Genomic DNA, 26,250 nt, shown 5'->3' on the forward strand with positions numbered 1-26,250 from the left:
TGCAACAAAAAGGCCTGCAGTGGCAGGCCTTAAAATAACTCAGTATCAGATTAGCTGGTTAAGTCATCAAAGAACTTCTTAACCCCATTAAAGAAACCTTCTGATTTTGGCTTATGCTTAGTCGCCGCTTCTCCACCACAAGACTCTTCAAACTCTTTAAGAAGCTCTTTTTGACGTGAGCTTAGGTTAACCGGCGTTTCTACAACCAGCTTAACGATAAGATCGCCTACACCGCCACCGCGAACGCCTTTCACACCCTTGCCACGCATACGGAACATACGACCAGTCTGAGTCTCCGTTGGCACTTTCAAGTTAACTCGGCCATCTAAAGTCGGAACTTCCACTTCGCCACCTAGTGCTGCCATCGCAAAGCTGACTGGCACTTCGCAGTATAGGTTGTTGCCATCACGTTCAAAGATATGATGCTCTTTAACATGCACTTGTACGTACAGATCACCCGCTGGTGCGCCCATCTCGCCGGCTTCACCCTCGCCAGACAGACGAATACGGTCGCCAGTGTCCACGCCTGCTGGGATCTTAACTTGAAGCGTTTTGGTCTTTTGCTTGCGACCTTGACCATGACACACATTACATGGGTCTTTAATGATCTTACCTTTACCATGACAGGTAGGACAGGTTTGCTGTACGGCAAAGAAGCCTTGACGCATTTGTACCTGACCATGGCCATGACAGGTGCCACAGGTTTCCGCCGACGTGCCTTTCTTCGCACCGCTGCCTTCACAGCTATCACAGTGGACCAGAGTCGGCACTTCAATTTCTTTAGAAACGCCACGAACCGCCTCTTCTAGCGTCAGTTCCATGTTGTATCGCAGATCAGCACCGCGTTGCGCACGATGACCGCCGCCGCCGCGACGACCGCCGCCAAAGATATCACCAAATACGTCACCAAAGATGTCACCGAAGTCAGCACTGCCGCCGCCAAAGCCGCCGCCGCCCATACCGCCTTGTTCAAAGGCAGCGTGACCATATTGGTCATAGGCCGCTTTCTTTTGCGGATCGAGTAGCACTTCGTACGCTTCTTTTACTTCTTTAAACTTATCTGACGCGGTGTCATCACCCTGGTTACGGTCAGGGTGGTACTTCATCGCCAAGCGCTTGTACGCTTTTTTAATATCGCGCTCTGATGCATCGCGGCTTACGCCTAATACTTCGTAAAAATCACGTTTCGACATGTTCTTCGTCACCAATTAAAAACTACTTAAGAGACTAGATGCTAGTTCCTAGTGCCTAGAGTATGGTCATTCCTAAATCTAGGAACTAGGAACTAGTATCCATAAACTGCTACTTACAAACATACGGGCGTATGAGTCTCCTCAAACGCCCGCATCATCGATTAAGTTAAGTCAGAATCAAGAATTACTTCTTGTCTTCCTTCACTTCTTCAAACTCCGCATCTACAACGTCGTCGTCTTGCTTAGGCTGTTCGCCTGCTTCCGCGCCTTGTTGAGCTTGAGCTTGTTGCTGAGCGATTTCCATCAGTTTTTGAGCTGCTGCCATAAGAGCTTGAACTTTCGCATCAATTGCTTCTTTGTCTTCGCCTTTACGTGCTTCTTCTAGCTCGTTGATCGCTGCTTCAATCTTCTCTTTCTCGTCTGCTGGAAGTGCGTCACCCGCTTCTTCCACTTGCTTACGAGTACCGTGAATCATTTGGTCAGCTTGGTTACGTGCAGCCGCTAGCTCTTCGAACTTCTTGTCCGCTTCTTTGTTAGCTTCTGCTTCTTGTACCATTTTCTCGATTTCATCGTCGCTCAGACCGCCAGAAGCTTGGATTGTGATCTTCTGCTCTTTGCCCGTCTGCTTGTCTTTCGCTGATACGTGCAGGATACCGTCCGCATCAAGGTCGAAAGTCACTTCGATTTGTGGCATACCACGCGGTGCAGGTTGAATGCCTTCTAGGTTAAATTGACCTAGAGACTTGTTGTACATCGCCTGCTTACGCTCACCTTGAAGCACGTGGATAGTTACCGCGCTCTGGTTGTCTTCTGCTGTCGAGAACACTTGGTTCGCCTTGGTTGGGATAGTGGTGTTCTTCTCAACCAATTTCGTCATCACGCCACCCATAGTCTCGATACCTAGAGACAGAGGAGTAACGTCAAGTAGCAGTACGTCTTTCACGTCACCAGCAAGTACACCACCTTGAACCGCAGCACCCATTGCCACTGCTTCATCAGGGTTCACGTCGCGACGCGCTTCTTTACCGAAGAACTCAGCCACTTTCGCTTGAACCATTGGCATACGAGTCTGACCACCAACTAGGATAACGTCTGTAATGTCGTTAACCGATAGGTCTGCGTCAGCAAGAGCAACTTTTAGTGGCTCTAGAGAGCGTTGTACTAGGTCTTCTACTAGAGACTCTAGTTTCGCACGTGTTACCTTCACGTTCATGTGCTTAGGACCCGTTGCGTCCGCCGTCACGTATGGTAGGTTCACGTCAGTTTGAGAAGTAGAAGAAAGCTCAATTTTCGCTTTTTCTGCTGCTTCTTTCACACGTTGCATCGCTAGTGGATCATTCTTAAGGTTGATACCTTGCTCTTTCTTGAACTCTTCAACCAAGTAGTTGATCAGACGGTTGTCAAAGTCTTCACCACCTAGGTGTGTGTCACCGTTGGTCGCGAGTACTTCAAACGTCTTCTCGCCTTCTACTTCATCAATCTCGATGATAGAGATATCGAAGGTACCACCACCTAAGTCGTATACCGCGATAGTGCGATCGCCACCTTTCTTATCAAGACCGTAAGCAAGCGCTGCTGCTGTAGGCTCGTTGATAATACGCTTAACTTCTAGACCTGCGATACGACCAGCATCTTTTGTTGCTTGACGCTGAGCATCGTTAAAGTAAGCAGGTACAGTGATCACTGCGCCAGTCACTTCCTCACCAAGGAAGTCTTCAGCAGTTTTCTTCATTTTCTTCAGTACTTCAGCAGAAACCTGAGGAGCCGCCATTTTTTGGCCTTTTGCTTCTACCCAAGCATCACCGTTGTCCGCCTTAACGATTTTGTAAGGCATGATTTCGATGTCGCGCTGTACTTCTTCGTCTTCAAAGCGACGACCGATAAGACGCTTGATTGCAAATAGCGTGTTTTCAGGGTTTGTAACTGCTTGACGTTTTGCAGGCTGACCTACTAGCGTCTCACCATCTGTGTATGCAATTACCGATGCGGTGGTACGCTCACCCTCTGCGTTTTCAATGACGCGTGGTTTGTCGCCGTCTAGTACCGCAACACACGAGTTAGTAGTACCTAAGTCAATACCAATGATTTTACCCATCAGGCTATCTCCGAATAAATGTCTATTTTCGTTTTGCTATATCCCCTATGTGGGGATGGAGAATCGGGTTTCAACCCTTGCTCACAAACAAAAATAAAGATGTTTGTTTGTCTATGCCCAATAGATAGGGGCGGCAAATTGCTTTTCAAGGGAGAGATGGAAAAAAAATGAAAAAAGTTCTTGGGAGGCGAGAAATAACTCTAGTGGTTGGTACTCAGGTCAATTCGCAACTATTCATACTATTTGCTTACGCTCGTTGCTCGAGCTCTAAGGTAAAAAAGCGAACCCTGGGGCTCGCTTTCATGTTTAACAGCATTGAAGATTAAGCTTCTACTGGCTTCGCTTCTACTTCTGCTTCGTCTTTACCGATTTCACCTTCAGTTTTCGCAACGATAGTGTTGACGGCAGTATCACCCACTACGTTCGAAGAGGTACAGAACATATCGTTGATACGGTCAACCGCGGCGATGATCGCTAGACCTTCTGGTGGTAGACCAAGTTGGTGCAGAAGAACACCGACCATAACTACACCGCCACCTGGTACACCACCTGCGCCAATTGATAGAAGAAGGATAGTTAGACCAAGAGTAAATACGTCAGCAGTGTTGATAGGCTGACCAAATGCGTTAGCAACGAAAATAGTCGCCAGAGCAATGTAAATAGACACACCCGACATGTTCATGGTAGCACCTAGTGGTACACCAAAGCCCGCGACTGATTTAGAAACGTTCAGTTTCTCAGTTAGGGTACGCATTGTGACTGGAATGGTTGCGTTTGAACTTGCTGTAGATAGAGAGAACAGAATCTGTTCGCGAGTTGCACGCAGGAAAGCCTTTGGAGACGTACCTGTCGCGATACCTACCGCCATTGGGTAGAAGAAGAAGATCCAGAACACTAGCATTGAAACCACAAGGGCTACGTAGCCAGCAACCGACATTAGTGTGTTGGCATCGAGAGTCGCACCTAGTTGAATCATTAGCGCAAACACACCGTATGGCGCGAGGCTCATCACCAAGCCAACCAGTTTCATCATGATTTCGTTGGCCATTTTGAACGTGCGAATCGCTGGGCCACCGCGTGAGTCAAGTGCTTGAATCGCAAGGCCTGTTAGGATTGCCATAAAGATGATTTGTAGCATATCGCCGTTAGCAAACGCTTGAACTGGGTTGCTTGGGACAATGTTGACAACCAAAGAGAAAATATCGGGTGTTTCGGTTGTGGTCAGCTTCACGCTCTCTGAAATGGTACCCGCTAGGTTCGCATCTGCGCCAGGCTGAAAAATCATACCAACGGTTAGCGCTGCGGTGATCGCAATAATGGTGTTGACAATGTACAGCGCGAACGTTTTGCCGCCTAGGCGACCAAACGCTGAGATATCTTTTAAATCAACGATACCGCACACGATTGACACATAGACCAATGGAACGACTAACAATTTAATCAGTGATACGAACATGCCGCCCGCACCTTCAGCCGCGCCTAAAAGGTAAGTATCAAAAATGGCAACGCCGCTAAATAAGTACTGGATGGCTGTACCGATCAGAAGACCAGCAAACAAGCCTACAAAAATCTTGCTTGAAAGCGATTTATCCATCATTCATCTCCAGAATGTTGTGTTTATAATTTATGGTTTTATAGTTAATTCCGCCACATTTCTCGGCAGAGTTCGCACATAGTACACATTCAAGTTACAAAATAAAGACTTTGTTTACGATAATGTTACAAGTTTCAAATTGGAAATTAATGTTCACGCAACGTAAATTTATAGAATAATTCACCAAATCAAGAAGTTGAAAGACCGTACGCAATCTGGTCCGACAGGCAAAAAAAAGAGAGGCTAAGCCTCTCTTTTATATAGATATTGATTTGACCAAAGGTTATTTTGCAACCATCACCATCGCAGGGCGAATAACACGGCCGTTAAGCTCGTAGCCTTTTTGCATCACAAACATCACTGTGTTTGATTCATGGTCAGGGCTTTCTTGAATGGACATCGCTTGATGCATTTCTGGATTGAACGCCTCGCCTTCTGGGTTGATCTCCTTCAGGCCAAACTTAGAAACGGCATCAACAAAGGTTTTATGTGTTAGCTCAACCCCTTCAAGCAGTGGCTTCACCACTTCATTTTCTGTATCTGCGGCTTGGATGGCACGCTCTAGGTTATCGATAACAGGTAACAGCTCTTCGGCAAACTTGTTCAGTGCGTACTTGCGTGCTTTATCAATTTCGGTTTCAGTGCGGCGACGCATGTTCTCAACTTCAGCCTTGGCACGAAGCACGCTGTCTTGTTGCTCTTGAACTTTTGCTTCACTCGTTAGCAACGCAGCTTCCAACTGAGCAATCTTAGCGTCTTTCTCATCACCAATCTCTTCCAGCTCAGCGTCTGCCTCTTGAGCAGCAGCTTCCACTTTTTCAGCCTCTTCGATGATTTGATCTAGCTCTTCTTCTGTCACTTTGTTTTCTTCGTTGCTCATGATATCTCCAGAACTCATATCTATCGGCACTCAATACATCACGTTTATCGTATTGAGGTACACAAAAATTCGCATAATTAGCTGACTTGCCATTATTATGGGGATGAAGATTGTCGATTCAAGCCTATTTGGTGCGGAAAACCTATGAAAAAACCTTTTGAAGTGATCGCCATCATTGGAAAGCCTAGAGATCAGCAAGCAATTGCCACTCACAAAGAGCTCTACACATGGCTGCGAAACCAAGACTACAAGGTCTATATCGACGATCGCCTCAGTGAAATTTTAGACGATATTCCCAGCGATGCCTTTGCCAGCTTAATTCAACTGGGACGTATTGCCGACCTCGCCATCGTGGTTGGTGGCGATGGCAACATGCTTGGCGCCGCTCGCGTTCTGTCTCGCTTTGATGTTTCGGTGATCGGTGTTAACCGAGGCAACCTTGGCTTTCTTACCGATCTCAACCCCGAGGATTTTGAGCACGCTTTATCGCGCGTACTCGCCGGAGACTATATAGAAGAAGAGCGCTTTTTGTTGGAAGCGGAAGTGCACCGCCATGGTCAAGTTAAAAGCCATAATGCGGCGCTTAACGAAGCAGTGTTGCACCCGGGCCAAGTAGCGCACATGATTGAGTTTGAGGTTTACATTGATGAGAGCTTCGCTTTTTCGCTGCGCGCCGATGGTTTGATTGTTTCTACACCGACAGGCTCAACGGCCTATTCATTGTCAGGCGGTGGCCCTATTCTGTCGCCGAGCTTAAACGCCATCTCGCTTGTGCCTATGTTTCCGCATACCTTGTCTAGTCGACCTCTGGTTGTCGATAGCAAGCGCCACATCAAACTGATCGTCTCACCGGACAATCGTGGCACGCAAGAGGTAAGCTGTGATGGCCAAGTGTCGCTACCTGTCTCTCCTGGCGATGAAGTGCACATTTATCAAAGCCCGAATGTGTTAAAGCTGATCCACCCTAAAGACTACAGCTACTACCACGTACTCAGAAACAAACTCGGCTGGTCGAGTAAGCTGTTCTAGCGAGAAGCGAGAAGCGAGAAGCGAGAAGCGAGAAGCGAGAAGCTAGAAGCGAGAAGCGAGAAGCGAGAAGCGAGAAGCGAGAAGCGAGAAGCGAGAAGCGAGAAGCGAGAAAATATTGTAAGGCTTGACCGTATACGTCAAGTCTTTTCTCTTAAATTCAGATAATTAAACTCAAATCTTAGCCAACACTGCCTGCAACTTTCGACTTGCTCTTCACAAGCTACTCTCGAAGGACGAAGTCCGGTCTATAAACTCGGAGGGCGCAGCCCGTTCTCGAAGCATAGCGTTCTAAATTCTCGCAGGACGAACTCCGCGCTCGCTCACATTTTTTCTCACCTGTAACTTTACTGTATAAAGAAACAGTATATACTGTTTTCTTATACAGTATTGTTCATTTAAACAGGTAAGAGAAATGCTGGCTCATCTAAGTGTTAATAATTTTGCAATTGTTAAGTCTCTACAGCTAGAGCTATCCAAAGGAATGACAACCATCACTGGCGAAACCGGTGCCGGTAAATCTATCGCCATTGATGCGCTTGGGCTCTGTTTAGGCGGGCGCGCCGAAGCCAGCATGGTTAGACAGGGCGAAGAAAAAACCGAGGTGAGTGCGGCTTTTTCCCTTGAGAACAATATCAACGCGACACGCTGGCTTGAAGATAACGACCTGCTCGATGGCAGTGACTGTATTCTGCGACGCATTATTAGCAAAGAGGGTCGTTCGCGTGCCTTTATCAACGGCAGCCCTGTGCCACTTTCGCAACTCAAAGCCCTTGGGCAATTGCTGATTAACATTCATGGTCAACATGCTCATCATCAGTTGATGAAAAATGAGTACCAGATGGCAATGCTCGATCAATATGCAGGCCACGCCAACTTACTCAAAGGTACGCGTAATGCTTACCAAACTTGGCGTCAAGCCGATAATCACCTCAAGCAACTTAAAGAGAACAGTGCCGCCAACTTGGCACAAAAGCAGTTGCTCGAATATCAGATCAAAGAGCTTAATGAACTCTCTCTTGGCGAGGATGAATATGAACAACTCGAACAAGAACACAAACGCCTTTCCAACAGCGGTGAGCTTGCCAGTACCTGTCAGCAAGCCATTGAGCTTATCTATGAAGGTGAAGAAGTTAATGCGCTTGGTATTTTGCAATCGGCCAATCACTCCTTGATTCAACTTGCAGAGTTGGACGACAAGCTCGCCGAGTTACCTAACATGGTCGCGGAAGCCATTATTCAACTTGAAGAAGCCAACAGCGAGTTGCGTAACTACCTCGATAATATTGATGTCGATCCTGCACGTATGGCTTATGTGGAAGAACGCTTCTCTAAAGTGATGTCGATTGCCAGAAAACATCACGTGATGCCAGAGGAACTCTATCAGCACCATCAAGATCTGCTTGCACAAATCGAGCAGCTAGACTGTTCTGACGAACGTGTCGAAGCGCTTGAGCAAGAAGTGGAAACCAAGTACCAAGACTTTTTGGCTGCGGCAGAAAAGCTGCGCAAGTCTCGCCTGCGCTATGCTAAAGAGCTCAATAAATTGATTACAGCGAGTATGCATGAGCTCAGCATGGAGAAGGCACAATTCCGTATTGAGGTATCAAATGAAGGTAATCATCCATCGCCACTCGGTATGGATACAGTCTGCTTTGTGGTCTCGACTAACCCTGGTCAGCCAATGCAGCCTATCGCCAAAGTTGCCTCTGGTGGTGAGCTTTCACGAATCTCGCTCGCTATTCAGGTAATTACAGCCCAAAAAGTGGATACCCCTAGCCTGATTTTCGATGAAGTTGATGTGGGTATTAGCGGCCCTACGGCAGCGGTGGTTGGAAAAATGCTGCGTAAGCTTGGTGAGTCGACTCAAGTACTGTGTGTGACACACTTACCGCAAGTTGCCGGCTGCGGCCACCAACAACTGTTTGTCGCCAAGAAGACCAAAGCGGGTAAAACTGAAACTCAGATGCAGCGACTCGACGATGAACAACGCGTGACTGAACTTGCTCGCTTGTTGGGCGGTAGCGAAATCACCGACTCTACCATCGCCAACGCTAAAGAATTACTGATCGCCGCCTAGCCACACTTCAGAGCCAAAGTTCCGTTTCTTGTAGAATTTTGGCTCTACTTTGCAACCAAATTCAAAAATCACGGTCAGAAACAATTCAAAAGGCTTTCAGCTTTTTACTTTAGCGCCTAGCTTGTTTATTATCGGCTGAGTTTGATCATTATCCGTTACAAAGAATTTAAGTATGCAATTTAAAAAGTGGCTTATCGCAGTACCACTCGCAATGACAATGCTGACAGGCTGCTCTCTCCTAGAAAAACTGGTTTATCGCATTGATATAAACCAAGGCAACTATGTCGAGCAAAGTGCCGTCGAAAAACTCAAATTTGGTATGACCAAAGAGCAAGTTCGCTACGTAATGGGCTCACCTATGCTAGTCGAGAATGGCTATCCAGATACTTGGTACTACATCTACCATAAAACAGAAGGTCACAACGACTCGGTACAGAAGAACCTAATTGTTGATTTCAACGATGAAGGTCAGTTGGTCAATGTCAGCGGTGACTTTCCACCAAGCAGCGACTTCTTTGAGAGTATCAACTAGCGAGAAGCGAGAAGCGAGAAGCGAGAAGCGAGAAGCGAGAAGCGAGAAGCGAGAAGCGAGAAGCGAGAAGCGAGAAGCGAGAAGCGAGAAGCGAGAAGCGAGAAGCGAGAAGCGAGAAGCGAGAAGCGAGAAGCGAGAAGCGAGAAGCGAGAAGCGAGAAGCGAGAAGCGAGAAGCGAGAAGCGAGAAGCGAGAAGCGAGAAGCGAGAAGCGAGAAGCGAGAAGCGAGAAGCGAGAAGCGAGAAAATCTTAAGGGTTGACAGTGCTTGTCAACCCTTTTCTTTTAAATTCAAAGAATTAGCTTCCAATTAGAACCAGTGATGCCAGGAAATTCGATTATTTAACCACTAGACTCTCGAAGGACGAAGTCCGTTCTCGGATCGAAGTGTGCTAGATTCTCGCAGGGCGCAGCCCGAACTCGAAGCAAATCGGCCTAACAGCTCGTAGCCCTACCCTTCCTTCCTCAGTGGGTTCTTTTTACCGCCAGTAACAGGATCTGCATTGCCTGACGCTTTCGCTTGCTCGGCACGCTTACGACGGATCTCTTTCGGGTCGGCCAGCAGCGGGCGGTAGATTTCGATGCGGTCCCTATCATTGACCGTCGCATCGAGCTTAACATTGCGGCTAAACACCCCAACCTTGTTCTTACTTAGGTCGATTTCAGGGTAGAGCTCAAGCACACCAGATTGGGCGATAATCTCTTCAACCGTCATCTCTTTGTTAACGACCAACGTAAACACACGTTGCTCATGAGGCAGAGCATAGACCACCTCGACATGAATCATATCCGACTCAATACTCATAAACTGAATACACCTGTTTAGCTCGTTTGGTAAACGCATTGACCATATTGTTGGTGAGCTCGTTAAACACCTTACCAAATGCCATTTCAATCATTTTGCTGGAAAACTCAAACTCTAGTTTCAGTTCGACTTTGCAGGCTTGCTCATCAAGCGGAGTAAAAAACCACCCGCCCCTCAGCGTTTTGAACGGGCCATCAACTAAGTTCATCATGATGGCTTCACCATTAATTAGCTCGTTCGCCGTGGTAAACGTTTTGCTAATCCCTGCTTTAGCCACATCAACAGAAGCAACCATAGCGTTAGAGCTAGACTCAATCACACGTGAACCTGAGCAACCGGGCAGAAACTCCGGATAACTGGCAACATCGTTCACTAGATTGAACATCTGCTCGGCACTAAATGACACCAATGCAGAACGGCTAACTTGCTTCATATGGACTCCTCGTGATACCGCTTGAACTTCAAGCATGAGGCAATTTTACTTTTATTTGCACTCAGCGCAAATAAAGGGATTTCCTAACTTACATCCTATCCGTATAATGCAGCGATTATGGCAAAGAAAAAATCGAAACAAAAAGCGGGTAGCAATACCATCGCTGTCAATAAGAAAGCTCGCCATGAGTATTTCATCGACGATGAAATCGAAGCAGGCATGGAGCTTCAAGGCTGGGAAGTTAAGTCACTTCGTCAAGGCAAAGCCAATATCGCAGAGAGCTACGTCTTTATGCGAGACGGAGAAGCCTTTGTCAGTGGCATGACTATTACTCCATTAAACCAAGCATCCACCCACGTTGTGGCCAACCCAACGCGCGTTCGTAAACTCCTTTTAAGTCGCCGAGAACTCGACAACTTACTTGGGCGCATTAACCGCGAAGGCATGACGTTAGCCGCTCTGTCACTCTACTGGTCTCGCTCTTGGGTTAAGATGAAGATTGGGGTGGCGAAAGGTAAAAAACTTCACGACAAACGTACTGATCTTAAAGAAAAAGATTGGGCTCGTGAGAAAGCACGCGTGATGAAAAGCTCGCTGCGTTAATATTGAACACTTAAACGCGCAAGGCTAGACAGGTTACACTTTTCTGGTACTATGCGAGGAACACTTTGGGGCTGATTTAGGATTCGACAGGAATTTTGCAGTCTGAGGTGCATGCCGTGGGGCGGTTGGCCACGTAAAAAGCCGCAAAAAAATAGTCGCAAACGACGAAAACTACGCACTAGCAGCTTAATAACCTGCTCAGAGCTCTCTCGCCCTAGCTTCCGCACGTAAGACGGGGACCAACGAGGGATCAAACCCAAACGCGCTAGCCCGGATTCTCCCGCCTGAGAGATGAACGGCGAATTTTAATTCAGGATAGCCTTTGGCTGGCGTGTCGGTTCGCAGGTCACTGGTGAAATTAAAGATCGACTAAGCATGTAGTACCAATGATGAATGGTTCTTGGACGCGGGTTCAACTCCCGCCAGCTCCACCAAACGTTTGGAACGGGACATCTCAGGATGTCCCGTTTTTGTATCCAAATCAATTGCATACAAAAGTTTTTCTTATCATTAAATTTCACTGCATCTCGTGCCATCTTGCATTTATTTTACCCAATACATTACCCTACAGTTATTGGGTAATAAGTCTTTGGGTAAATAGGAAGCCCCCAAAGAGCGTAACTGCAAAGGGACTCTAGAATGGCGAGAACAACAACCCGGTTGACGGACACCGCTATCAGAGCGGAAAAAAGCTCAGGGAAAGAACGTATACTATCCGACGGCAATGGTCTGCAACTTAGAATCATGCCCAATGGCACTAAATCTTGGCGTTTGCTATACAAGAACCCAGTTACGAACAAACCTGCGCGCCTCTCTCTTGGTACCTACCCCAACCTTTCTCTAGCTAATGCTCGAAAGAAAACCATCGAGTTTAAAGAGCTGGTGGCACAAGGTATCGATCCTAAAGCTCACCGTGAAGCCAAGCTAGAAGAAGCTCATTCACTTCGACACCATACATTTATCAACGTTGCTCGTGATTGGTTTGAGGTAAAGAAAAGCGAAGTAAGCCCTGACTATGCAAATGATATATGGCGCTCACTGGAACTCCATATATTCCATGAATTAGCTGATACCCACATATCTGAAATCACGGCTCCTATGGTAATTAATACACTACGACCTTTGGAGGCCAAGGGCTCGTTAGAGAGCGTTCGACGCGTAGTACAAAGGGCAAACGAGGTGATGACTTATGGTGTTAATACAGGTTTGGTACACAGTAACCCTTTAAGTGGTATCAAAGCAGCGTTCAAGGCCCCCAAAAAGAAAAATATGAAGTCCATCCCACCATCTGCTCTACCGGAGCTTATGGAGACTTTATCATTCGCTAGTATCAAGCTCGCTACACGCTGCCTCATTGAGTTCGAACTTCATACTTTGGTTCGGCCAAACGAAGCAGCAGGCGCTCGATGGGCTGAATTCGATTTCTCTCAAAACCTCTGGATAATCCCAGCAGAACGCATGAAGAAAAAAAAGAGAGAGCACCGAGTACCACTAACCCCACAGGTGCTTGAGATACTCGAGCGCATGAAGCCGTATTCTGGTCACAGAGAATATGTATTTCCTGGAGACCGAGACCCAAAACGCTCTATTGGCAGTCAAACAGCAAACGCCGCATTAAAGCGAATGGGATATAAGAACAAGCTTGTCGCACATGGTTTGCGTTCTATCGGTAGTACTGCGCTCAATGAAAAAGGATTTGAACCAGATCTGATTGAGTCCGCTTTGGCTCACGTTGATAAGAACGAGGTGCGGCGAGCTTACAATCGGAGTGATTTCTTAGAGCGTCGACGCGAAGTAATGGACTGGTGGAGCCAAACCATCGAGAAAGCATCAAAGAAGTCAACAGGTAAACTAAATGTTCTCTAATATAAAAGGCTTAAGGCGTGAAGTAGCCATTACAGAAACAGGGTTAAATGGACTGTTAGAGTTAGATGTATTCGATGATCCTGACGCAGACCTCTTGCCTGCATTAATTCAGTTATCATTAGATACGCCAAAACACGTAACCTCATTAGAGCATGCTTTCAGAAACAAGGAAAATATCGTCCGTCACTGGGGCAACATATGTAATATACTAACCCTCCTAGATCTTCCTACCGAGCTATTTCACCTGCATCGTCCTGTACATCCCGCCGAGCCTGAACTTGTCTTAGAGGCGTTCCTATACTGGTACTCGGTTCACGAGAAATGCTTGATTTCACAAAACTTAGCAAAAGCAATTTTCTTTCTAAGAGCATGTATTATAGAAGATAGCAGCTACGAGCAAGACGCAAACTCTAGCGCCTTTCAATGGGAGTACACTAACTATCTGTTGGACGCATTCGCAGCGCTAGTTCAGAACAATACCTTGGCAGGGGGAAAGTACCGTGAACAACAGACTAACAATGCAAGCATGCCCCGAAAATACAAGCCTGTATTGAAGCTTATTATTCAGATAATGAAAAAACATAAAGCAAATAACATGCAGCATGGTCGGCACCAACGAAACGGATGGTTCAAAGCAGAGCTAAAGAGAGAACTATCACGTGCGTTTACTGAAGAAGGGTTTGATCCGGAAGGCCAAAAAAGTGGTTCAACTATGGATGACAAAACGTTAAGTGCTTTTATCTACAATTTCGATAAGCTTTATGAATACAACGAAAAGACCAAACGATGGAAAAAAACCAAATTTAAATCCGCTTATTTTTCAGGGCTTTAACATATAATCTTATGGGCTAGCGCGGCTACCCTAATTTTTTATCCCGACTGACACGCAATTATGTCTCCTGAATTTTTTATAAATAAAAGGAGACATTATGTTACCTATCGATTCTCGCTTTATTCGCAAACCAGAAGTACTGAAACGCCTCGGCATAAGCCACGCCACACTTCACCGTCACATCAATAACGGTACATTCGTTACACCAATTTCACTTGGCGCACGTGCGGTTGGGTTCCTAGAGCACGAGGTTGATGCCATCATCATCGCCAGAATGCAGCAGCAAGATATAGTCGCTGTAGTACAAGACCTCCTAAAGAAACGCAACGGGGAGGGCTAAATATGACCTCTAGTTTGGGAAATACATCAACAGCCGTCATTCTCTACGACTACCTTGGCCAATTACCTGGTTTAGCATCGAAGTCTTTAGTAATTGGTGAACTCGTTGATTTAAAGGTCCTGCATAAGGATAAGTATGGGCAATACTTACCGACACCTGACTACAGCCACTTTTTTGTCGATCCGGATGACATCTACCTAATGCTTAATGAAGATGGAGTCCAACTAATCGCTCACCTCTATCTAAATCAGCGCCTACCTATGGATGACAACTGGATTGCACAGAAGCTATCTGCTTACGATGATCCATCGAACTACTTAAAAGAGACAATTGCTATTGAACTCCTATCAAAACGCATAGAACAGCTACAAGGTCAAAGTAGGCAGAGATTGCGTCCATCAATGTTAGGAGGCTGCAAATGTTCGACATGCTAGAAGCTATGCGATCAGCAGGCTTAGAAGTGAAGCACCTAAACCTAGACGGTGAAATCCACCGTGTCCCAACGGTATCTAAACCTAACAGTCTCAACGGCTGGTACACGGCTATCAATAATGAACTCATCGTCTTTGGCGACTGGGAGTCTAATACAAAAACGGTTTTAAGCTCAAGAGCAACCCCCTATTCACCAGAAATACAGTTTAAAATCACACGTGAAATTGAGCTAAAAAAGCAAGAAATCAGGAGAAAACAGCACAATGCAGCCATTGATGCACAACAAATCTATAAACAAAGCCTTAAAGTAGACAAGCACCCTTATCTAGACGCAAAAGGTTTAGTCCCCTACCCCAATATTTTGTGTTCTGCAGGAAAGTTAGCCATACCAGTTTTTGAACTTTCCAAAGAGCAAGCAAGGATAGGAAATCTACAACTCATTGATTATAAAGGACATAAACGATTTCTTCCGGGTGGGAGAATCAAGGGATTCTGTTATTCCTACGGATTAAGTAATGTGGACTCCTGTAGAGCCATTTACGTGTGTGAAGGTGTTGCTACAGCACTCAGCTTACATATGAATAACCGTAACATTGCAGTTGCTGCTGCATTAACTGCAAACAATTTGGATTCAGTGACTAAAACTATCGTTTCATTATTTCCTTCAACTCAAGTCATCATTGCTGGTGATGATGATTGGCTAACCGAACAAAAAACTGGGAAAAATCCGGGAAAGCATGCCGCGATTGAAGCCGCTATGAAGTACAACGTTAATGTGTCCTTCCCTCCGTTTGACGCCAGCGATAAGAAACTGGGGTTGACCGATTGGAACGATTATTATCTAACTGTTTCTGGGAGTAGAGAGCATGTCAGAACCGATTAACGTAGTTGAACTAGTTTCACAACCTCCTAGTAGCGGTATCAGTGTAAAGCCGTTTTCTTGGCAATACGGTACGGAAGGCTACAACGTCGAGTTAGATTACTTACTCGAAGGCATCCTCCCTGCTAAATCTTTTGGTGTGGTTTATGGACCCAGTGGCTCTTACAAGTCCTTTCTAGTCATGAGCTGGTGCGCTCATATTTCATCGGGGATGGATTGGGACGGAAAAAAAACCAAACGCTCGGGGGTTCTTTATGTTGTTGCAGAGGGTGGGATCGGCGCTCCACGCAGAGTAAAAGCATTCGAGAAAGCCTATCTTAACGGGCGGAAACTCGATAACTTCTTCGTCGTAAACGAGCCTGTTCATATATCAAGCATCCACTCAGAACAAATGCTTGAAGCCACTATCGAAGATATTGAAAAAAAATGTTCCACTAAAATCGAGCTGGTGGTATTCGACACCTTGGCTCGCTGCTTCAATGGTGCTGATGAAAATAGCACTAAAGACATGAACTACTTTGTGGCGGGTTGTGACACTCTCAAAGCAAACAAAGGGGTTACGGTGTTGGTAGTTCATCACAGTGGTAAAAATGAAGCGAATGCAGCACGTGGTAGCTCAGCACTCAGGGCTGCTTGTGATTTTGAATACAAAGTCACGAGACCAGATAGCTCAAGTGAAGGGGAACCCACCTTAATACTAAAATGTGAAAAAATGAAGGATGACGAACCCCTTCCAGAACGCGCATATAGTCTTAAGCCACAACATGTATTTACCCAAGAGTCAGGCAAATCCGTCTATTCATTGGTAGTGGTGCCAGAGCAGTTTGCTCCGCCACCGAATGTAGATACGTCCAGCGAGATAAAATCCAAAACTCAAACTGCTATTTGGCAATCCATTCGTTCAAGACAGTGCAAGAGCGAGTGCACAACAAAAGATTTGATTCGGGATGATCTCAAGGTCATGGGCATGAAAGTATCTAATTTTTCGAGAGATTTACAATTACTGGTTGAGAACGAACACATAAGAGAGGTCGATGGCCAGTACGTGTGTGTTTCACATCGCTGAGGCAGCTCTTCATCAGGGTTTTCCCTAGGCAAAACCTGATGAAGAGCCATACTCGCGTAAATTTCATGACGAGTGCTTTTTTACGCACTCATTAAGTCCTTGGAACTAAAAGGGAAGATGAATCTATGGCCGATTGGGAAATGCATAGACAAGAATATAAGGTGGCTTTCCAGGAGAGTGGAATTAACCTAAAAGCATGGTGTTCAGCACAAGGAATAAACTATCAAAATGCACGTAAGCACATCAAGGCTAGACAGGTGCAAGCAGGCTGCCCTGCAACTACAAAAACGAAACGGCAAAATGTGATCGAACCACAACCACAAAAAGCGAACCGACGTTCATTTAAAAAAGGCAACCAAAGAGCTCGAAAGCATGGGGCTTATGCTGAACTCCTGGTTGAGGATGACCTCAGAATAGCTCTAGAAGCCAAATCGATTGATGAAGAACTATTGGTTAGTAGAACACGGCTAGTATCCATAATTAAATCAAGAAATCAGCTCGAAGAGACGCTAGAGGACATCGATTCTCATGAGCTTAGGGTTCAGTATGCAGAGATACTACTCAAACTAGTAGATGCCGAAGATCGTACTATTGCGAGGATTGAGTCATTACACTCTACAAGATCAAAACTATCTCGTGATAAGGTCAGTTTATTAAAAGATGAAGCTCAAACAGAGCTAACTCATATCTCTATAGAACAGCGCAAAGCACTTTCCAACATGGACAACAAAGTTACCTATCATATTGAATGGTAGGTGACATATCGGAAAGCAACCGGGTCTCTTCATCAAGATTTCCCTAGGCAAAGCCTTGATGAAGAGCAGTTCCAGACATGAGCTTATACTTGTAATGGAGTTTCCATTTGTACATACCAAGTCAGCTTGAATACCACCCGTCAGCCATTGCCTCAGCTTGTTCGAGAACCAGCTTAATCGCCTCTTCAGCCGCATCTGGTGGATATTTCCATCGACGCAGTAGACGACGTACAAGGTTGCGCATCCGTGCACGCACACTCTCACGTTTCTGCCAATCTACAGTAGCGGACTTACGCAGTTGGTGAGTGAGTTCAATGGCTAGTTGGCGTAGGTTATCGTCGCCTAGGGTTCGCACAGAGGCTTCATTGGTGACTAGTGCACGGTAAAACGCAATTTCATCAGTAGACAGGTTGAGCTTATCCATCATTTCAGCGTCGGCTTGCATCTCTTTCGCCCACTGGATTAGCTCTTCAATTACCTGTGCGGTTTCGATACTACGGTTATGGTATTTACGCAAAGACTCTAAAATTCGATCGGAGTATTTCTTCTCTTGCACCACATCATTTTTCATACGAGCTTTGACTTCATCACGCAGCAGCTTCTCAAGCAGCTCAACGGCGAGGTTCTTCTCTTTCATGTTCTTAACGTCTTCTAAGAACTCTTCAGAGAGCAAGCCAATATTGGGTTTATCTAAGCCAACGGTTTTGAAGATGTCATCGACTCCATCTGCCACAATTGCATTGTTTAGGATTTGGCGCAAAGCAGAATTACGCAATTCATCACTGCGCTTTTTATCAACTGTCGAGTGTTTTAAGAAAGCAGTCTTTATCGCTCCATAAAACGCAATTTCGCTCTTATAGCCGTCCACTTCATCCAAGGTATTACACAGAGAGAAGGCTTTCATAAGCGCTGCCATGACATCAAGAAAACGGCGTTTTCCATCACGAACTTCTTCGCCTTTGCTGTTGCGGTGTGAGAGACCAGATATATGATTCACGGCTCCCGGAAGAAGTTGCAGTGGTTTGGTTTCAAAATCTGGACGATAGTTTAATACTTCACCATCAACGGGAGTCGCAAACATTCCGCGAATCACGTCTATTTTTTCCATGAAGACAGCTAAAGCTTCAGCGGTGTCGACTGTAGGCTGACCTTTCCCTTGACTGTTGGTATAGGTCTTAAGTGCGTTTTTAAGCTCATTGGCAATACCAATATAGTCAACAACCAAACCTCCGGGCTTATCTTTAAACACACGATTCACACGCGCTATCGCCTGCATCAGATTATGGCCTTTCATTGGCTTGTCGATATACATGGTATGACAACAAGGCGCATCAAAACCTGTTAGCCACATATCACGGACAATTACCAATTGCAGTTCATCACTGGCGTCTTTATAGCGTTTCTCGAACAGCTTCTTGGTCTTCTTATCATGAATATGAGGCTGCATTTTGGCTTTGTCGGCGGCACTGCCTGTCATGACAATTTTAATTGCACCTTTGTTTGGATCTTCGCTATGCCATTCGGGTTTGATAGACACAATGGCGTCGTATAAATCCACACAAATCTCGCGACTCATGGCAACAATCATTGCCTTACCCGGAAAGGTTTCACAGCGAGTGGTAAAGTGCTCAACCAGATCTTGGGCAACCTGCTGGATTCTTGGCTCCGCACCAACGAGTTTTTCGAGAGCTGACCACTGTGATTTTATTTTCTCGCGACTTTCCGTTTCTTCGTCTTCGCCAATTTCCTCTTCGACCTGATCGTTAAGCGCTTCGATTTCATCTTGATTAATATCGAGCTTGGCTAAGCGGGATTCGTAGTAAATCGGCACTGTCGCGCCGTCATCGACCGCGTCTTGAATATCGTAGATAGAAACATAATCACCGAAGACACCGCGAGTATCTTTGTCATCTAGTGATATCGGTGTACCCGTAAAACCAATAAAGGCCGCATTTGGTAGCGCGTCACGCATATACTTTGAGTAACCATAGACATAACGCTGATCAATCACATTGCCATTATCGTCTTTGACATCAACAAGACGAGCTTTATTGCCATACTGACTGCGGTGGGCTTCATCTGACACCACCACGATATTCGAGCGCTCAGAAAGAACCGGATGTGCCATTTCTTCGTCGAGTAAAGCAAACTTCTGTACGGTTGTGAAGATGATGCCACCGGACTGACGATTAAGAAGTAAATCGCGTAATGAATCACGATCTTCAGCCTGCTGAGGGATTTGCTTCAACGTTTCTTGCGCCATGGTGAAGGTATTGAATAGCTGGCCGTCTAGGTCATTACGGTCGGTAACCACTACTAAGGTTGGGTTATTCATTTCTGGTTGTTGCAGCAATTTACTTGCGTAACAGACCATCGAAATGCTTTTTCCACTTCCCTGAGTATGCCAAACCACGCCCGCTTTTTTACTTCCGGGCACCACGGTATTGGCGTAATTTGCCCGTGGCTCAGTAATTTGGTCGGACGTTGTGGCAGCCGTGACGGTTGCCTTAACAGCAGCTCGGACGGCATGGAATTGGTGATAACCTGCGATTTTTTTGATGATCTTGTCGCCATCATTTTCGAACAACACAAAGTAACGAATGTAATCGAGCAACAGTTCAGGCTTAAAGAAGCCACGCACCATGGTCTCTAGTTGGAATTCGAGTAACGGCTTATCGCCTTCGTCCTCGATGGTTTTCCATGGCAAAAAGCGCTCTTTATTAGCCGTTAACGAGCCGACTCGCGCCGTCCAGCCATCAGAAATGACCAGCGCTTCATTGAACACAAAGAGATCAGCGATTTCTTCTTTGTACGTTTGGATTTGATTGTAAGCATTCCAAATATCGGCATGATCATCAGCGGGGTTTTTCAGCTCTATCACTGCCAAAGGCAAGCCATTGATAAAGACAATTACATCTGGTCTACGATTGACTTTGGTGCCCGTGATGGTGAACTGATTGACCACTAAGAATTCGTTATTCTCATGGTTCTCAAAATCAATTAATCGAACATGGGTATGCTTGGTTACCCATTGTTCATGCTCCATCACAGAGTATTCAACGGGCACACCCTCGATTAAATATTGGTGAAATAGTTTGTTGTTTTTAATCAGTACAGGCGTTTGCGGCGTGGCAACGATTTTCGCTACTTCAATTAAGGTGTCACAAGGTACATTAGGGTTTAAGGTTTCCAATGCCGACACTAAACGCGCCTGTAGCGTGACTTGCTGATAGTTTTCACGTTCAGGCGTATCACCATCTGGTGCGATGTCATAGCCATTTTGGTATTGGTAGCCTAGCTCTTTAAACCAATCGAGGCATTGTTGTTCTAGTTGGTCTTCAGTAATCATTAAGCCTTTATCCTTATTATTTATTCCATGCGCTCTTAATCAACCGTCCAGTTTGGTTATAAATGCCAACTTGCTCAATGTAATGGTGGAAATCCCTATTTTCAGAGACGATTCGGTTTGCAGATTGCCAATCCACGTTGACTCTCTCTTGAGCTGGAATGAGTATTTGGCTATCAAACAAAGATTCAGTATCCAGAATCAGAACGCCAATCCCGTGCAAGCTCGACAACATTTGCAGCTCACCTTCAACGTCGCTATTTAAGCCCGTGGCAACAAGATAGCCGAAATTGGCCCAACTCGAATTCGATACGGCTTGGAAAAAGTATTTTCGTACATTGCTTTTGGTAAGATGTTTCTTCACTTCAAAAGACCAAAGTCGAACCGAGCTGTGATTCCCACTACGCACACAGCTTCTCACAATTTCATCCCAACCTTGGTCGAGCGGCTCTAACGCCACCACATCAGGATGTAACCAGTGATTGCCACCGTTTCCATGAGAGTTTTTAGATTTACGCTCGTCAATGCGCTGACAGTAAAGACCCAGATCCTTACTGAGGTACTCAATCAACATTGGGTAGAGATCGTTCTCGCTTAAGCTTTGCGGCACCAGAGGCGTATCGATGTCTGATTCAACTGCATCGCTAAGATCATCTTCCTGATGAGCAGATGTAGGCTTCTGCTCCCAGTAATAAACCCGAGGTCTTGGTTTGTCACGAGTGGCGACATTAGGACAAACGATTTTCGCTCTTTCAGTACGTTCCCCACCAATTTCTGCCGCGAGCTGGGCGATAAGCTTTTCTTCGGTGTTGTATCGCGGGTTTGCTTGCTTCTCAGCGATTTCTTCTGGATATCGAAGCACAAATTCTTTGGCTAAATCCCGAGCAGTAAACTTCTTGTCGGGGTTCGCCTTGAGCGTTTCGATAATCATTTCTACTCGGGTTGCCATTATTCGACCTCTGCTAATTCTTGAGCTTGTCCTAACTCGATTTCGCCGGAAAGCAATTTAGGAAGTAGCGTGTCACGCATAGCTGCAAGCTGTACATTTTGATTAAGAAGAGAGCCTTTTTGCTTAACTAAATTACCCACAACATCGTTAAATTTATTCAGTAGCTCACTTGATGGAAGTGCAAATTCATACGAGTTGAAGTCGCCTTTTTTGAAGAATGCTCTCGCGCTGCCAGACGCTAACCCCATATTAAGTTTCACCAATCCATCCACCATATATTTGGTGTAGAAACGCAAGCTTTCATCTTTAGGTCTAAAACACCACATGTTCTGATTACGCAACGCTGGCAGTTGATGAGGATAGATCATAGCTGTTTTGCCAATACTCGCTGCAACCATTACAACGTGATAATCATACGCTTCACAGAGATACTTTTTATGACTTTCAAGGAACTCATCAGGAAGGTAAACATCGTCACCTAACCGCTCGACCGAGTTGGATGAATCAAAGTTTTTAGTTCTGAGTACGAACGTACCTTCTTTTACGTAGTCTGGACTCTTGAATGCAAATCCATTCAATAAATCGATGACCTTAGATAGCTTAGTTACTTCCCACCCATCAGGAATCAAACCCAACTCAGACTCAACGAGCTTTTCTGGGAATAGCGAGGCAGTCGCTTCATCCATTCCCTTTGGTTGTTCGCCATTCATCTTGGCTTTTACGGGGTCGAAATCGACAAACCATGACTTGAAGATAGCCTGTGCCATTTGTTCTAGGGTTTGGTTGGTTTGTGTATTGAGCGCTATCTTGTCATCAAGGTCACCTAACTGCTTGGAAATAGCTTTCTCTCTGTCGATACCTAGTTCGTTTACCAATAATGAGCTTAAATGATTGCGATTTAGTGTAGGAACACCAGAGCCAACATTAAATTTTGTAAAATCAATACTACGCATTAAATAATAAATATAACGAGGATCATGTCCTTTGAAGTCTTTGACCCAAAGAGTAGTATTCAAAGGCCAAAATGGTTCCTGAATGTATTGACCGCCACCAATACTTCCGCTTCGGCCAATTACTACTCCGGGAGCATCGACTTTGGCTGTATTGTGGTATCCCCCAATACCTGTAGAAGCGATAACAGGAACTGTACCCTCAGCTCTATCTCCCTTAGGAAGATCAAACCCTCTTTGTAAGGTAATAAACTCATTCAGTGGTGTTTTTTCAAAGCTCATAACCTAACCCCGCTAGGTTCTTCTTGATCTCAGCTTCTAGCGTTGCGGATTCTGCAAATTGCTCACTCAACTTAGCCGTTAGCGCTGCCATCTTCTCACCAAATGGAACACCATCGTCTAGCTCTTCAGCAGCGCCAACATAACGTCCCGGAGTGAGCACAAAATCGTGTTTCTTAATCTCTTCCAAAGTTGCTGATTTGCAGAAGCCTGCTTGGTCTTCATAAGCGATACCATTTACTTCCGCGCCAGTTTTCCATGCATGGTAAAGGTCTGCGACTTTCTGAATGTCATCACGAGTGAAATCACGCAGAACGCGGTCTTTCATATAGCCAAGGTTGCGCGCATCAATAAATAACACTTCACCTTTGCGATCACGCAGCTTACGACCTGATTTATCGGTACGAGCTTTTTTGTTTTTGGTTAAGAACCAGATACAGGCCGGAATCTGCGTGTTGGTAAACAGTTGTCCCGGAAGCGCAACCATACACTCCACTAAATCGTTCTCGACCAGCGCAGCACGAATTTCGCCTTCGTTGTTAGTGGTCGAACTCATCGAACCATTGGCAAGTAACAAGGCTTGTGAGCCATCAGGTGCAAGGTGGTAAAGCATATGCTGCATCCAAGCAAAGTTAGCGTTACCTGAAGGAGGTGTGCCGTATACCCAGCGTGGATCATTATCATCGACACCTGTATTCCACTCTTTCATGTTGAAAGGTGGGTTAGCCATGATGAAGTCAGCTCGTAAATCAGGGTGTTGGTCGTTGGTATAGGTGCTGGCAGGCTCCTTACCAAAGTCATAATCCAATCCACGGATTGCCATGTTCATCGCAGCAAGCTGCCATGTGGTGTAGTTGTATTCCTGACCGTAAATCGAGATTCGTTGCTTTTGCGTTAACGGGTCAATCTCTTTTTGGTTCGCGCGGCGCTCAATAAATCTCTCTGATTGTACAAAGAAACCACCGGAACCCATCGCTGGGTCATACACACGGCCTTCAAACGGTTCAATCATCTCAACAATCAGCGAAACGATTGATGCTGGCGTGTAGAACTGACCGCCTTTCTTACCTTCAGCAAGCGCAAACTGGCCTAAGAAGTATTCGTAAATATGACCAAGAATATCTTTGCTATTAAGCGATTTATGATTGAATGGGATGGTCGCAATTAGGTTAATCAGTTCATTCAGTTTTGCCTGATCAATTTTTAGCGATGCGTAGTGCTTGTTGAGGACACCTTTGAGCTTCTGGTTGTCGCGCTCAATCCCCTCCAATGCATTATCAATCAGGTGACCAACAGACGTAATTTTCTTCGTCTTACCATCAATAACCAAATCGGCACCGCCAATGACCATCGGGCCATTGCCTTGCAGGAACTTCCAACGAGATTCAGTAGGCAACCAAAACACGTTTTTCTCTTTGTAGTAATCGCGCTGTTCCAGCTCAATCGCGATTTCTTGTTCAAGCTCTTCAGCCGTGTAACCCTCAGGATCGAAGAAATACTCGTGGTCAGGGTTAGCAAAGTCTTGTTTTAGTTCTTCTTGGCGCAACATGAAGGCGTCAGACACGTATTTAACGAAAATTAAGCCAAGCACCGCATGTTTGTATTGAGAGGCATCGAGTGACGCACGGAGTTTGTCTGCGGCTGTCCAGAGCTTGCTTTCCAGCTCTTTGAGGAATAGTTGTTCTTGTTCGTTCATTACGGGTTTCTTGAGTTCGAAAAGTTGGCCTTATGATACCAGTAACTACGCAAATTTCCTTGAGTTCTTCCTTACTTAACAGTGATTTTTATGAAGTAAGGAGCACATTATGGCTGCTTGGAATAAAGGTAAAAGAGTTGGGCAGAAGAAAGCGTTTAAATTGGAAGACATTTGACGAATTCGAATTCGGTTGGAGCTTGAAGAACGACTGTTCGAGTTAGCGCTTTTCAACCTTGCCATAGATAGCAAACTCAGAGCGTGTGACTTGCGTAACCTAAAGGTACAAGACGTAAGCCACAGTGGCTGCGTGATGTCACGAGCTATTGTGAAGCAACAGAAAACCCATCAAGAAGTGCACTTCGAGATCACGCCTAAGACCCAACAAACCTTGTCTCAATGGATTATCCTTAATGGTCTGACACAAACCGACTACGTCTTCCCAAGTCCACGCCGTGAAGGGCAACCAATCTCTTACCATTACTACACGACTATGGTTAACAGATGGGTAACGGATATCGGTTTAGATAAATCTCAGTACGGCACACATTCGCTACGTCGCACCAAGGATTCTTTGATCTACTCCAAAACCAAGAACTTACGTGCTATCCAGTTACTTCTTGGACATGCTAAGTTAGAAAGTACTATTGAATACCTTGGTGTTGAGATTGAAGATGCGCTAAGGATTTCGGAGAGTTGTGAGACTTAAGGAGTCACTATGCAATGCCCTGAACATGAGAACCACTTAGTCGGGATTGGATTGGACAATAAATGCCTTGAGCCAAACGAATATTACTTCACCAATTAATTCAGGAAAGTATGGAAACCTCGATTAACGAAACTTTGGCAAAAGGCTTGGCTACTAAGATTATCAGAGAGTTCCACACTCATAAAATTGAGCCTTTGGGGATAGACCATTTTCCAAGAAGAAAGAAAATCCGAGAGGCTATCAAGTTCTTTAAGAAAGATCCTACTCACCTAGTCGTGTCTGAAAACAGGTCAGAAACCTCTAAGTGGGAGTTGCTGTACGGAGGTTGGGCTCCGATATCTAGAGCAACGTTATCTATCGATAAAAATGACGAAAATATGGAATACGACAAATTGGGCTTCGATATGGATCTGGATTTGCCTTCAGGTATCTATCGTCGATGCATCTTTTTTTCTCTTTCCAAGCATGGTCTTGAACGTTTAATCCTTAGGAAGAAACCGACCATCAAACATTACGTTAACGCTAGTCGATACTTAAACACGATAGTCGTGCCAATCATTCAACAGTGTCTAGCTTTCATATCTGATTCAGATAGAAAGTCGAACCAATTAGTTGCTCACGCAGACGGCTTCGTTTTTTTGATTGAGTTATCGATCGGCGTAAATAGACATATGCAGCCATCAATGTCATTCCACACTATCACGGTAATGCCTGACAGTTATGATGGTGCGGTAAAACTAATAGAGGAAAACCCTAGATACGGACTCAAGCCTATTAAAAATTATTCTTCATTTATCAACAACTTCGTTGTTGGTGATGTCGGACGAAAGCTACTTATAGACGGTGTAATGAAGTAATTCCCTAGTAAAATCGCGGCTCACTTCTGCATATCGGGACAGAACTAATTAGACTATT

At 45.4% G+C, this 26,250-nt stretch carries 23 protein-coding genes, 1 other RNA gene and 1 pseudogene; 15 read left to right on the forward strand and 10 right to left on the reverse strand.

Features of this window, described 5'->3' with window-relative positions; genetic code table 11:
* Window positions 1-50: 50 nt before the first annotated feature.
* The 4 genes from dnaJ to grpE all read right to left on the reverse strand — a co-directional run bounded on the left by dnaJ (window position 51) and on the right by grpE (window position 5,762).
* Complete coding sequence (gene dnaJ / locus MTO69_RS09965; protein WP_248328834.1) at window positions 51-1,193, reverse strand: molecular chaperone DnaJ; 1,143 nt, start codon at window positions 1,191-1,193, stop codon at window positions 51-53.
* Window positions 1,194-1,377: 184 nt separating this feature from the next.
* A complete protein-coding gene (gene dnaK / locus MTO69_RS09970; protein ID WP_248328836.1) occupies window positions 1,378-3,288 on the reverse strand; it encodes a molecular chaperone DnaK in 1,911 nt (636 codons plus the stop codon).
* Window positions 3,289-3,610: 322 nt separating this feature from the next.
* The gene (locus MTO69_RS09975; protein WP_248334456.1) at window positions 3,611-4,882 is read right to left on the reverse strand and encodes a dicarboxylate/amino acid:cation symporter; all 1,272 of its coding nucleotides are present in this window, start codon (window positions 4,880-4,882) and stop codon (window positions 3,611-3,613) included.
* Window positions 4,883-5,165: 283 nt separating this feature from the next.
* A complete protein-coding gene (grpE, locus tag MTO69_RS09980) occupies window positions 5,166-5,762 on the reverse strand; it encodes a nucleotide exchange factor GrpE (protein WP_248328838.1) in 597 nt (198 codons plus the stop codon).
* 144 nt (window positions 5,763-5,906) lie between these two features.
* On the opposite strand from grpE, the gene nadK reads away from it, so the two are divergent.
* From nadK to MTO69_RS10000, 4 genes are all read left to right on the forward strand, one after another.
* Entirely contained in the window at window positions 5,907-6,791 is an 885-nt protein-coding gene (gene nadK, locus MTO69_RS09985; protein WP_248328840.1) for an NAD(+) kinase, read from the forward strand.
* Between the two features lie 412 nt (window positions 6,792-7,203).
* A complete protein-coding gene (gene recN / locus MTO69_RS09990; protein ID WP_248328842.1) occupies window positions 7,204-8,868 on the forward strand; it encodes a DNA repair protein RecN in 1,665 nt (554 codons plus the stop codon).
* A 172-nt stretch (window positions 8,869-9,040) separates the two neighbouring features.
* Window positions 9,041-9,400 (forward strand): outer membrane protein assembly factor BamE, encoded by a 360-nt coding sequence (gene bamE / locus MTO69_RS09995; protein WP_248328844.1) that lies wholly within the window; start codon window positions 9,041-9,043, stop codon window positions 9,398-9,400.
* Window positions 9,384-9,659: a hypothetical protein gene (locus MTO69_RS10000; protein ID WP_248328846.1), complete on the forward strand. Its 276-nt coding sequence runs from the start codon at window positions 9,384-9,386 to the stop codon at window positions 9,657-9,659. The genes bamE and MTO69_RS10000 overlap by 17 nt, the downstream gene beginning before the upstream one ends.
* Window positions 9,660-9,848: 189 nt before the next feature.
* On the opposite strand, the gene MTO69_RS10005 is transcribed toward MTO69_RS10000, so the two are convergent.
* Together MTO69_RS10005 and MTO69_RS10010 are read right to left on the reverse strand one after the other, a co-directional pair.
* Window positions 9,849-10,202 (reverse strand): RnfH family protein, encoded by a 354-nt coding sequence (locus tag MTO69_RS10005; protein ID WP_248328849.1) that lies wholly within the window; start codon window positions 10,200-10,202, stop codon window positions 9,849-9,851.
* Window positions 10,192-10,635, reverse strand: coding sequence for an SRPBCC family protein (locus tag MTO69_RS10010; protein ID WP_248328851.1), 444 nt, complete (start codon window positions 10,633-10,635; stop codon window positions 10,192-10,194). Before MTO69_RS10010 ends, MTO69_RS10005 begins: the two co-directional genes overlap by 11 nt.
* A gap of 117 nt (window positions 10,636-10,752) precedes the next feature.
* Here MTO69_RS10010 and smpB point away from each other — a divergent pair, with 117 nt between their 5' ends.
* The 9 genes from smpB to MTO69_RS10055 all read left to right on the forward strand — a co-directional run bounded on the left by smpB (window position 10,753) and on the right by MTO69_RS10055 (window position 17,409).
* Window positions 10,753-11,238, forward strand: coding sequence for an SsrA-binding protein SmpB (gene smpB, locus MTO69_RS10015; protein ID WP_038205832.1), 486 nt, complete (start codon window positions 10,753-10,755; stop codon window positions 11,236-11,238).
* Between the two features lie 67 nt (window positions 11,239-11,305).
* Window positions 11,306-11,672: a transfer-messenger RNA gene (ssrA, locus tag MTO69_RS10020) on the forward strand.
* Between the two features lie 205 nt (window positions 11,673-11,877).
* Window positions 11,878-13,104 (forward strand): integrase domain-containing protein, encoded by a 1,227-nt coding sequence (locus MTO69_RS10025; protein WP_248328853.1) that lies wholly within the window; start codon window positions 11,878-11,880, stop codon window positions 13,102-13,104.
* The gene (locus tag MTO69_RS10030; protein ID WP_248328855.1) at window positions 13,094-13,936 is read left to right on the forward strand and encodes a hypothetical protein; all 843 of its coding nucleotides are present in this window, start codon (window positions 13,094-13,096) and stop codon (window positions 13,934-13,936) included. The genes MTO69_RS10025 and MTO69_RS10030 overlap by 11 nt, the downstream gene beginning before the upstream one ends.
* Window positions 13,937-14,033: 97 nt before the next feature.
* Window positions 14,034-14,276 (forward strand): helix-turn-helix transcriptional regulator, encoded by a 243-nt coding sequence (locus tag MTO69_RS10035; RefSeq protein ID WP_248328857.1) that lies wholly within the window; start codon window positions 14,034-14,036, stop codon window positions 14,274-14,276.
* A 2-nt stretch (window positions 14,277-14,278) separates the two neighbouring features.
* Window positions 14,279-14,710, forward strand: a complete 432-nt coding sequence (locus tag MTO69_RS10040) for a hypothetical protein (protein ID WP_248328859.1) — start codon at window positions 14,279-14,281, stop codon at window positions 14,708-14,710.
* Window positions 14,695-15,591, forward strand: a complete 897-nt coding sequence (locus tag MTO69_RS10045) for a toprim domain-containing protein (protein ID WP_248328861.1) — start codon at window positions 14,695-14,697, stop codon at window positions 15,589-15,591. Before MTO69_RS10040 ends, MTO69_RS10045 begins: the two co-directional genes overlap by 16 nt.
* Window positions 15,575-16,654, forward strand: coding sequence for a helicase RepA family protein (locus MTO69_RS10050; protein WP_248328863.1), 1,080 nt, complete (start codon window positions 15,575-15,577; stop codon window positions 16,652-16,654). Before MTO69_RS10045 ends, MTO69_RS10050 begins: the two co-directional genes overlap by 17 nt.
* 125 nt (window positions 16,655-16,779) lie before the next feature.
* Entirely contained in the window at window positions 16,780-17,409 is a 630-nt protein-coding gene (locus MTO69_RS10055; protein WP_248328865.1) for a hypothetical protein, read from the forward strand.
* 121 nt (window positions 17,410-17,530) lie between these two features.
* On the opposite strand, the gene MTO69_RS10060 is transcribed toward MTO69_RS10055, so the two are convergent.
* The 4 genes from MTO69_RS10060 to MTO69_RS10075 are packed head-to-tail and all read right to left on the reverse strand — an operon-like array spanning window position 17,531 to window position 24,629.
* A complete protein-coding gene (locus MTO69_RS10060; protein ID WP_248328867.1) occupies window positions 17,531-20,758 on the reverse strand; it encodes a type I restriction endonuclease subunit R in 3,228 nt (1,075 codons plus the stop codon).
* Between the two features lie 16 nt (window positions 20,759-20,774).
* Window positions 20,775-21,704: a COG2958 family protein gene (locus tag MTO69_RS10065; RefSeq protein ID WP_248328869.1), complete on the reverse strand. Its 930-nt coding sequence runs from the start codon at window positions 21,702-21,704 to the stop codon at window positions 20,775-20,777.
* Complete coding sequence (locus MTO69_RS10070) at window positions 21,704-22,936, reverse strand: restriction endonuclease subunit S (protein ID WP_248328871.1); 1,233 nt, start codon at window positions 22,934-22,936, stop codon at window positions 21,704-21,706. Before MTO69_RS10070 ends, MTO69_RS10065 begins: the two co-directional genes overlap by 1 nt.
* Window positions 22,926-24,629, reverse strand: coding sequence for a type I restriction-modification system subunit M (locus MTO69_RS10075; protein ID WP_248328873.1), 1,704 nt, complete (start codon window positions 24,627-24,629; stop codon window positions 22,926-22,928). Before MTO69_RS10075 ends, MTO69_RS10070 begins: the two co-directional genes overlap by 11 nt.
* A gap of 109 nt (window positions 24,630-24,738) precedes the next feature.
* Here MTO69_RS10075 and MTO69_RS10080 point away from each other — a divergent pair.
* A pseudogene (locus MTO69_RS10080) lies at window positions 24,739-25,335 on the forward strand (tyrosine-type recombinase/integrase).
* Between the two features lie 110 nt (window positions 25,336-25,445).
* Window positions 25,446-26,192, forward strand: a complete 747-nt coding sequence (locus MTO69_RS10085; protein WP_248328875.1) for a hypothetical protein — start codon at window positions 25,446-25,448, stop codon at window positions 26,190-26,192.
* The last annotated feature ends 58 nt before the right edge of the window (window positions 26,193-26,250 follow it).

The sequence above is a fragment of the Vibrio sinaloensis genome (genome assembly GCF_023195835.1).
In the GTDB taxonomy this organism is placed as follows: Bacteria; Pseudomonadota; Gammaproteobacteria; order Enterobacterales; family Vibrionaceae; genus Vibrio; species Vibrio sinaloensis_C.

Bases quoted from the DNA above. Each gene is read 5' to 3' on its own strand.
- dnaJ (WP_248328834.1), bottom strand. From the start codon at position 1,193: ATGTCGAAACGTGATTTTTACGAAGTATTAGGCGTAAGCCGCGATGCA.
- dnaK (WP_248328836.1), bottom strand. From the start codon at position 3,288: ATGGGTAAAATCATTGGTATTGACTTAGGTACTACTAACTCGTGTGTT.
- MTO69_RS09975 (WP_248334456.1), bottom strand. From the start codon at position 4,882: ATGGATAAATCGCTTTCAAGCAAGATTTTTGTAGGCTTGTTTGCTGGT.
- grpE (WP_248328838.1), bottom strand. From the start codon at position 5,762: ATGAGCAACGAAGAAAACAAAGTGACAGAAGAAGAGCTAGATCAAATC.
- nadK (WP_248328840.1), top strand. From the start codon at position 5,907: ATGAAAAAACCTTTTGAAGTGATCGCCATCATTGGAAAGCCTAGAGAT.
- recN (WP_248328842.1), top strand. From the start codon at position 7,204: ATGCTGGCTCATCTAAGTGTTAATAATTTTGCAATTGTTAAGTCTCTA.
- bamE (WP_248328844.1), top strand. From the start codon at position 9,041: ATGCAATTTAAAAAGTGGCTTATCGCAGTACCACTCGCAATGACAATG.
- MTO69_RS10005 (WP_248328849.1), bottom strand. From the start codon at position 10,202: ATGAGTATTGAGTCGGATATGATTCATGTCGAGGTGGTCTATGCTCTG.
- MTO69_RS10010 (WP_248328851.1), bottom strand. From the start codon at position 10,635: ATGAAGCAAGTTAGCCGTTCTGCATTGGTGTCATTTAGTGCCGAGCAG.
- smpB (WP_038205832.1), top strand. From the start codon at position 10,753: ATGGCAAAGAAAAAATCGAAACAAAAAGCGGGTAGCAATACCATCGCT.
- MTO69_RS10025 (WP_248328853.1), top strand. From the start codon at position 11,878: ATGGCGAGAACAACAACCCGGTTGACGGACACCGCTATCAGAGCGGAA.
- MTO69_RS10030 (WP_248328855.1), top strand. From the start codon at position 13,094: ATGTTCTCTAATATAAAAGGCTTAAGGCGTGAAGTAGCCATTACAGAA.
- MTO69_RS10035 (WP_248328857.1), top strand. From the start codon at position 14,034: ATGTTACCTATCGATTCTCGCTTTATTCGCAAACCAGAAGTACTGAAA.
- MTO69_RS10040 (WP_248328859.1), top strand. From the start codon at position 14,279: ATGACCTCTAGTTTGGGAAATACATCAACAGCCGTCATTCTCTACGAC.
- MTO69_RS10045 (WP_248328861.1), top strand. From the start codon at position 14,695: ATGTTCGACATGCTAGAAGCTATGCGATCAGCAGGCTTAGAAGTGAAG.
- MTO69_RS10050 (WP_248328863.1), top strand. From the start codon at position 15,575: ATGTCAGAACCGATTAACGTAGTTGAACTAGTTTCACAACCTCCTAGT.
- MTO69_RS10055 (WP_248328865.1), top strand. From the start codon at position 16,780: ATGGCCGATTGGGAAATGCATAGACAAGAATATAAGGTGGCTTTCCAG.
- MTO69_RS10060 (WP_248328867.1), bottom strand. From the start codon at position 20,758: ATGATTACTGAAGACCAACTAGAACAACAATGCCTCGATTGGTTTAAA.
- MTO69_RS10065 (WP_248328869.1), bottom strand. From the start codon at position 21,704: ATGGCAACCCGAGTAGAAATGATTATCGAAACGCTCAAGGCGAACCCC.
- MTO69_RS10070 (WP_248328871.1), bottom strand. From the start codon at position 22,936: ATGAGCTTTGAAAAAACACCACTGAATGAGTTTATTACCTTACAAAGA.
- MTO69_RS10075 (WP_248328873.1), bottom strand. From the start codon at position 24,629: ATGAACGAACAAGAACAACTATTCCTCAAAGAGCTGGAAAGCAAGCTC.
- MTO69_RS10085 (WP_248328875.1), top strand. From the start codon at position 25,446: ATGGAAACCTCGATTAACGAAACTTTGGCAAAAGGCTTGGCTACTAAG.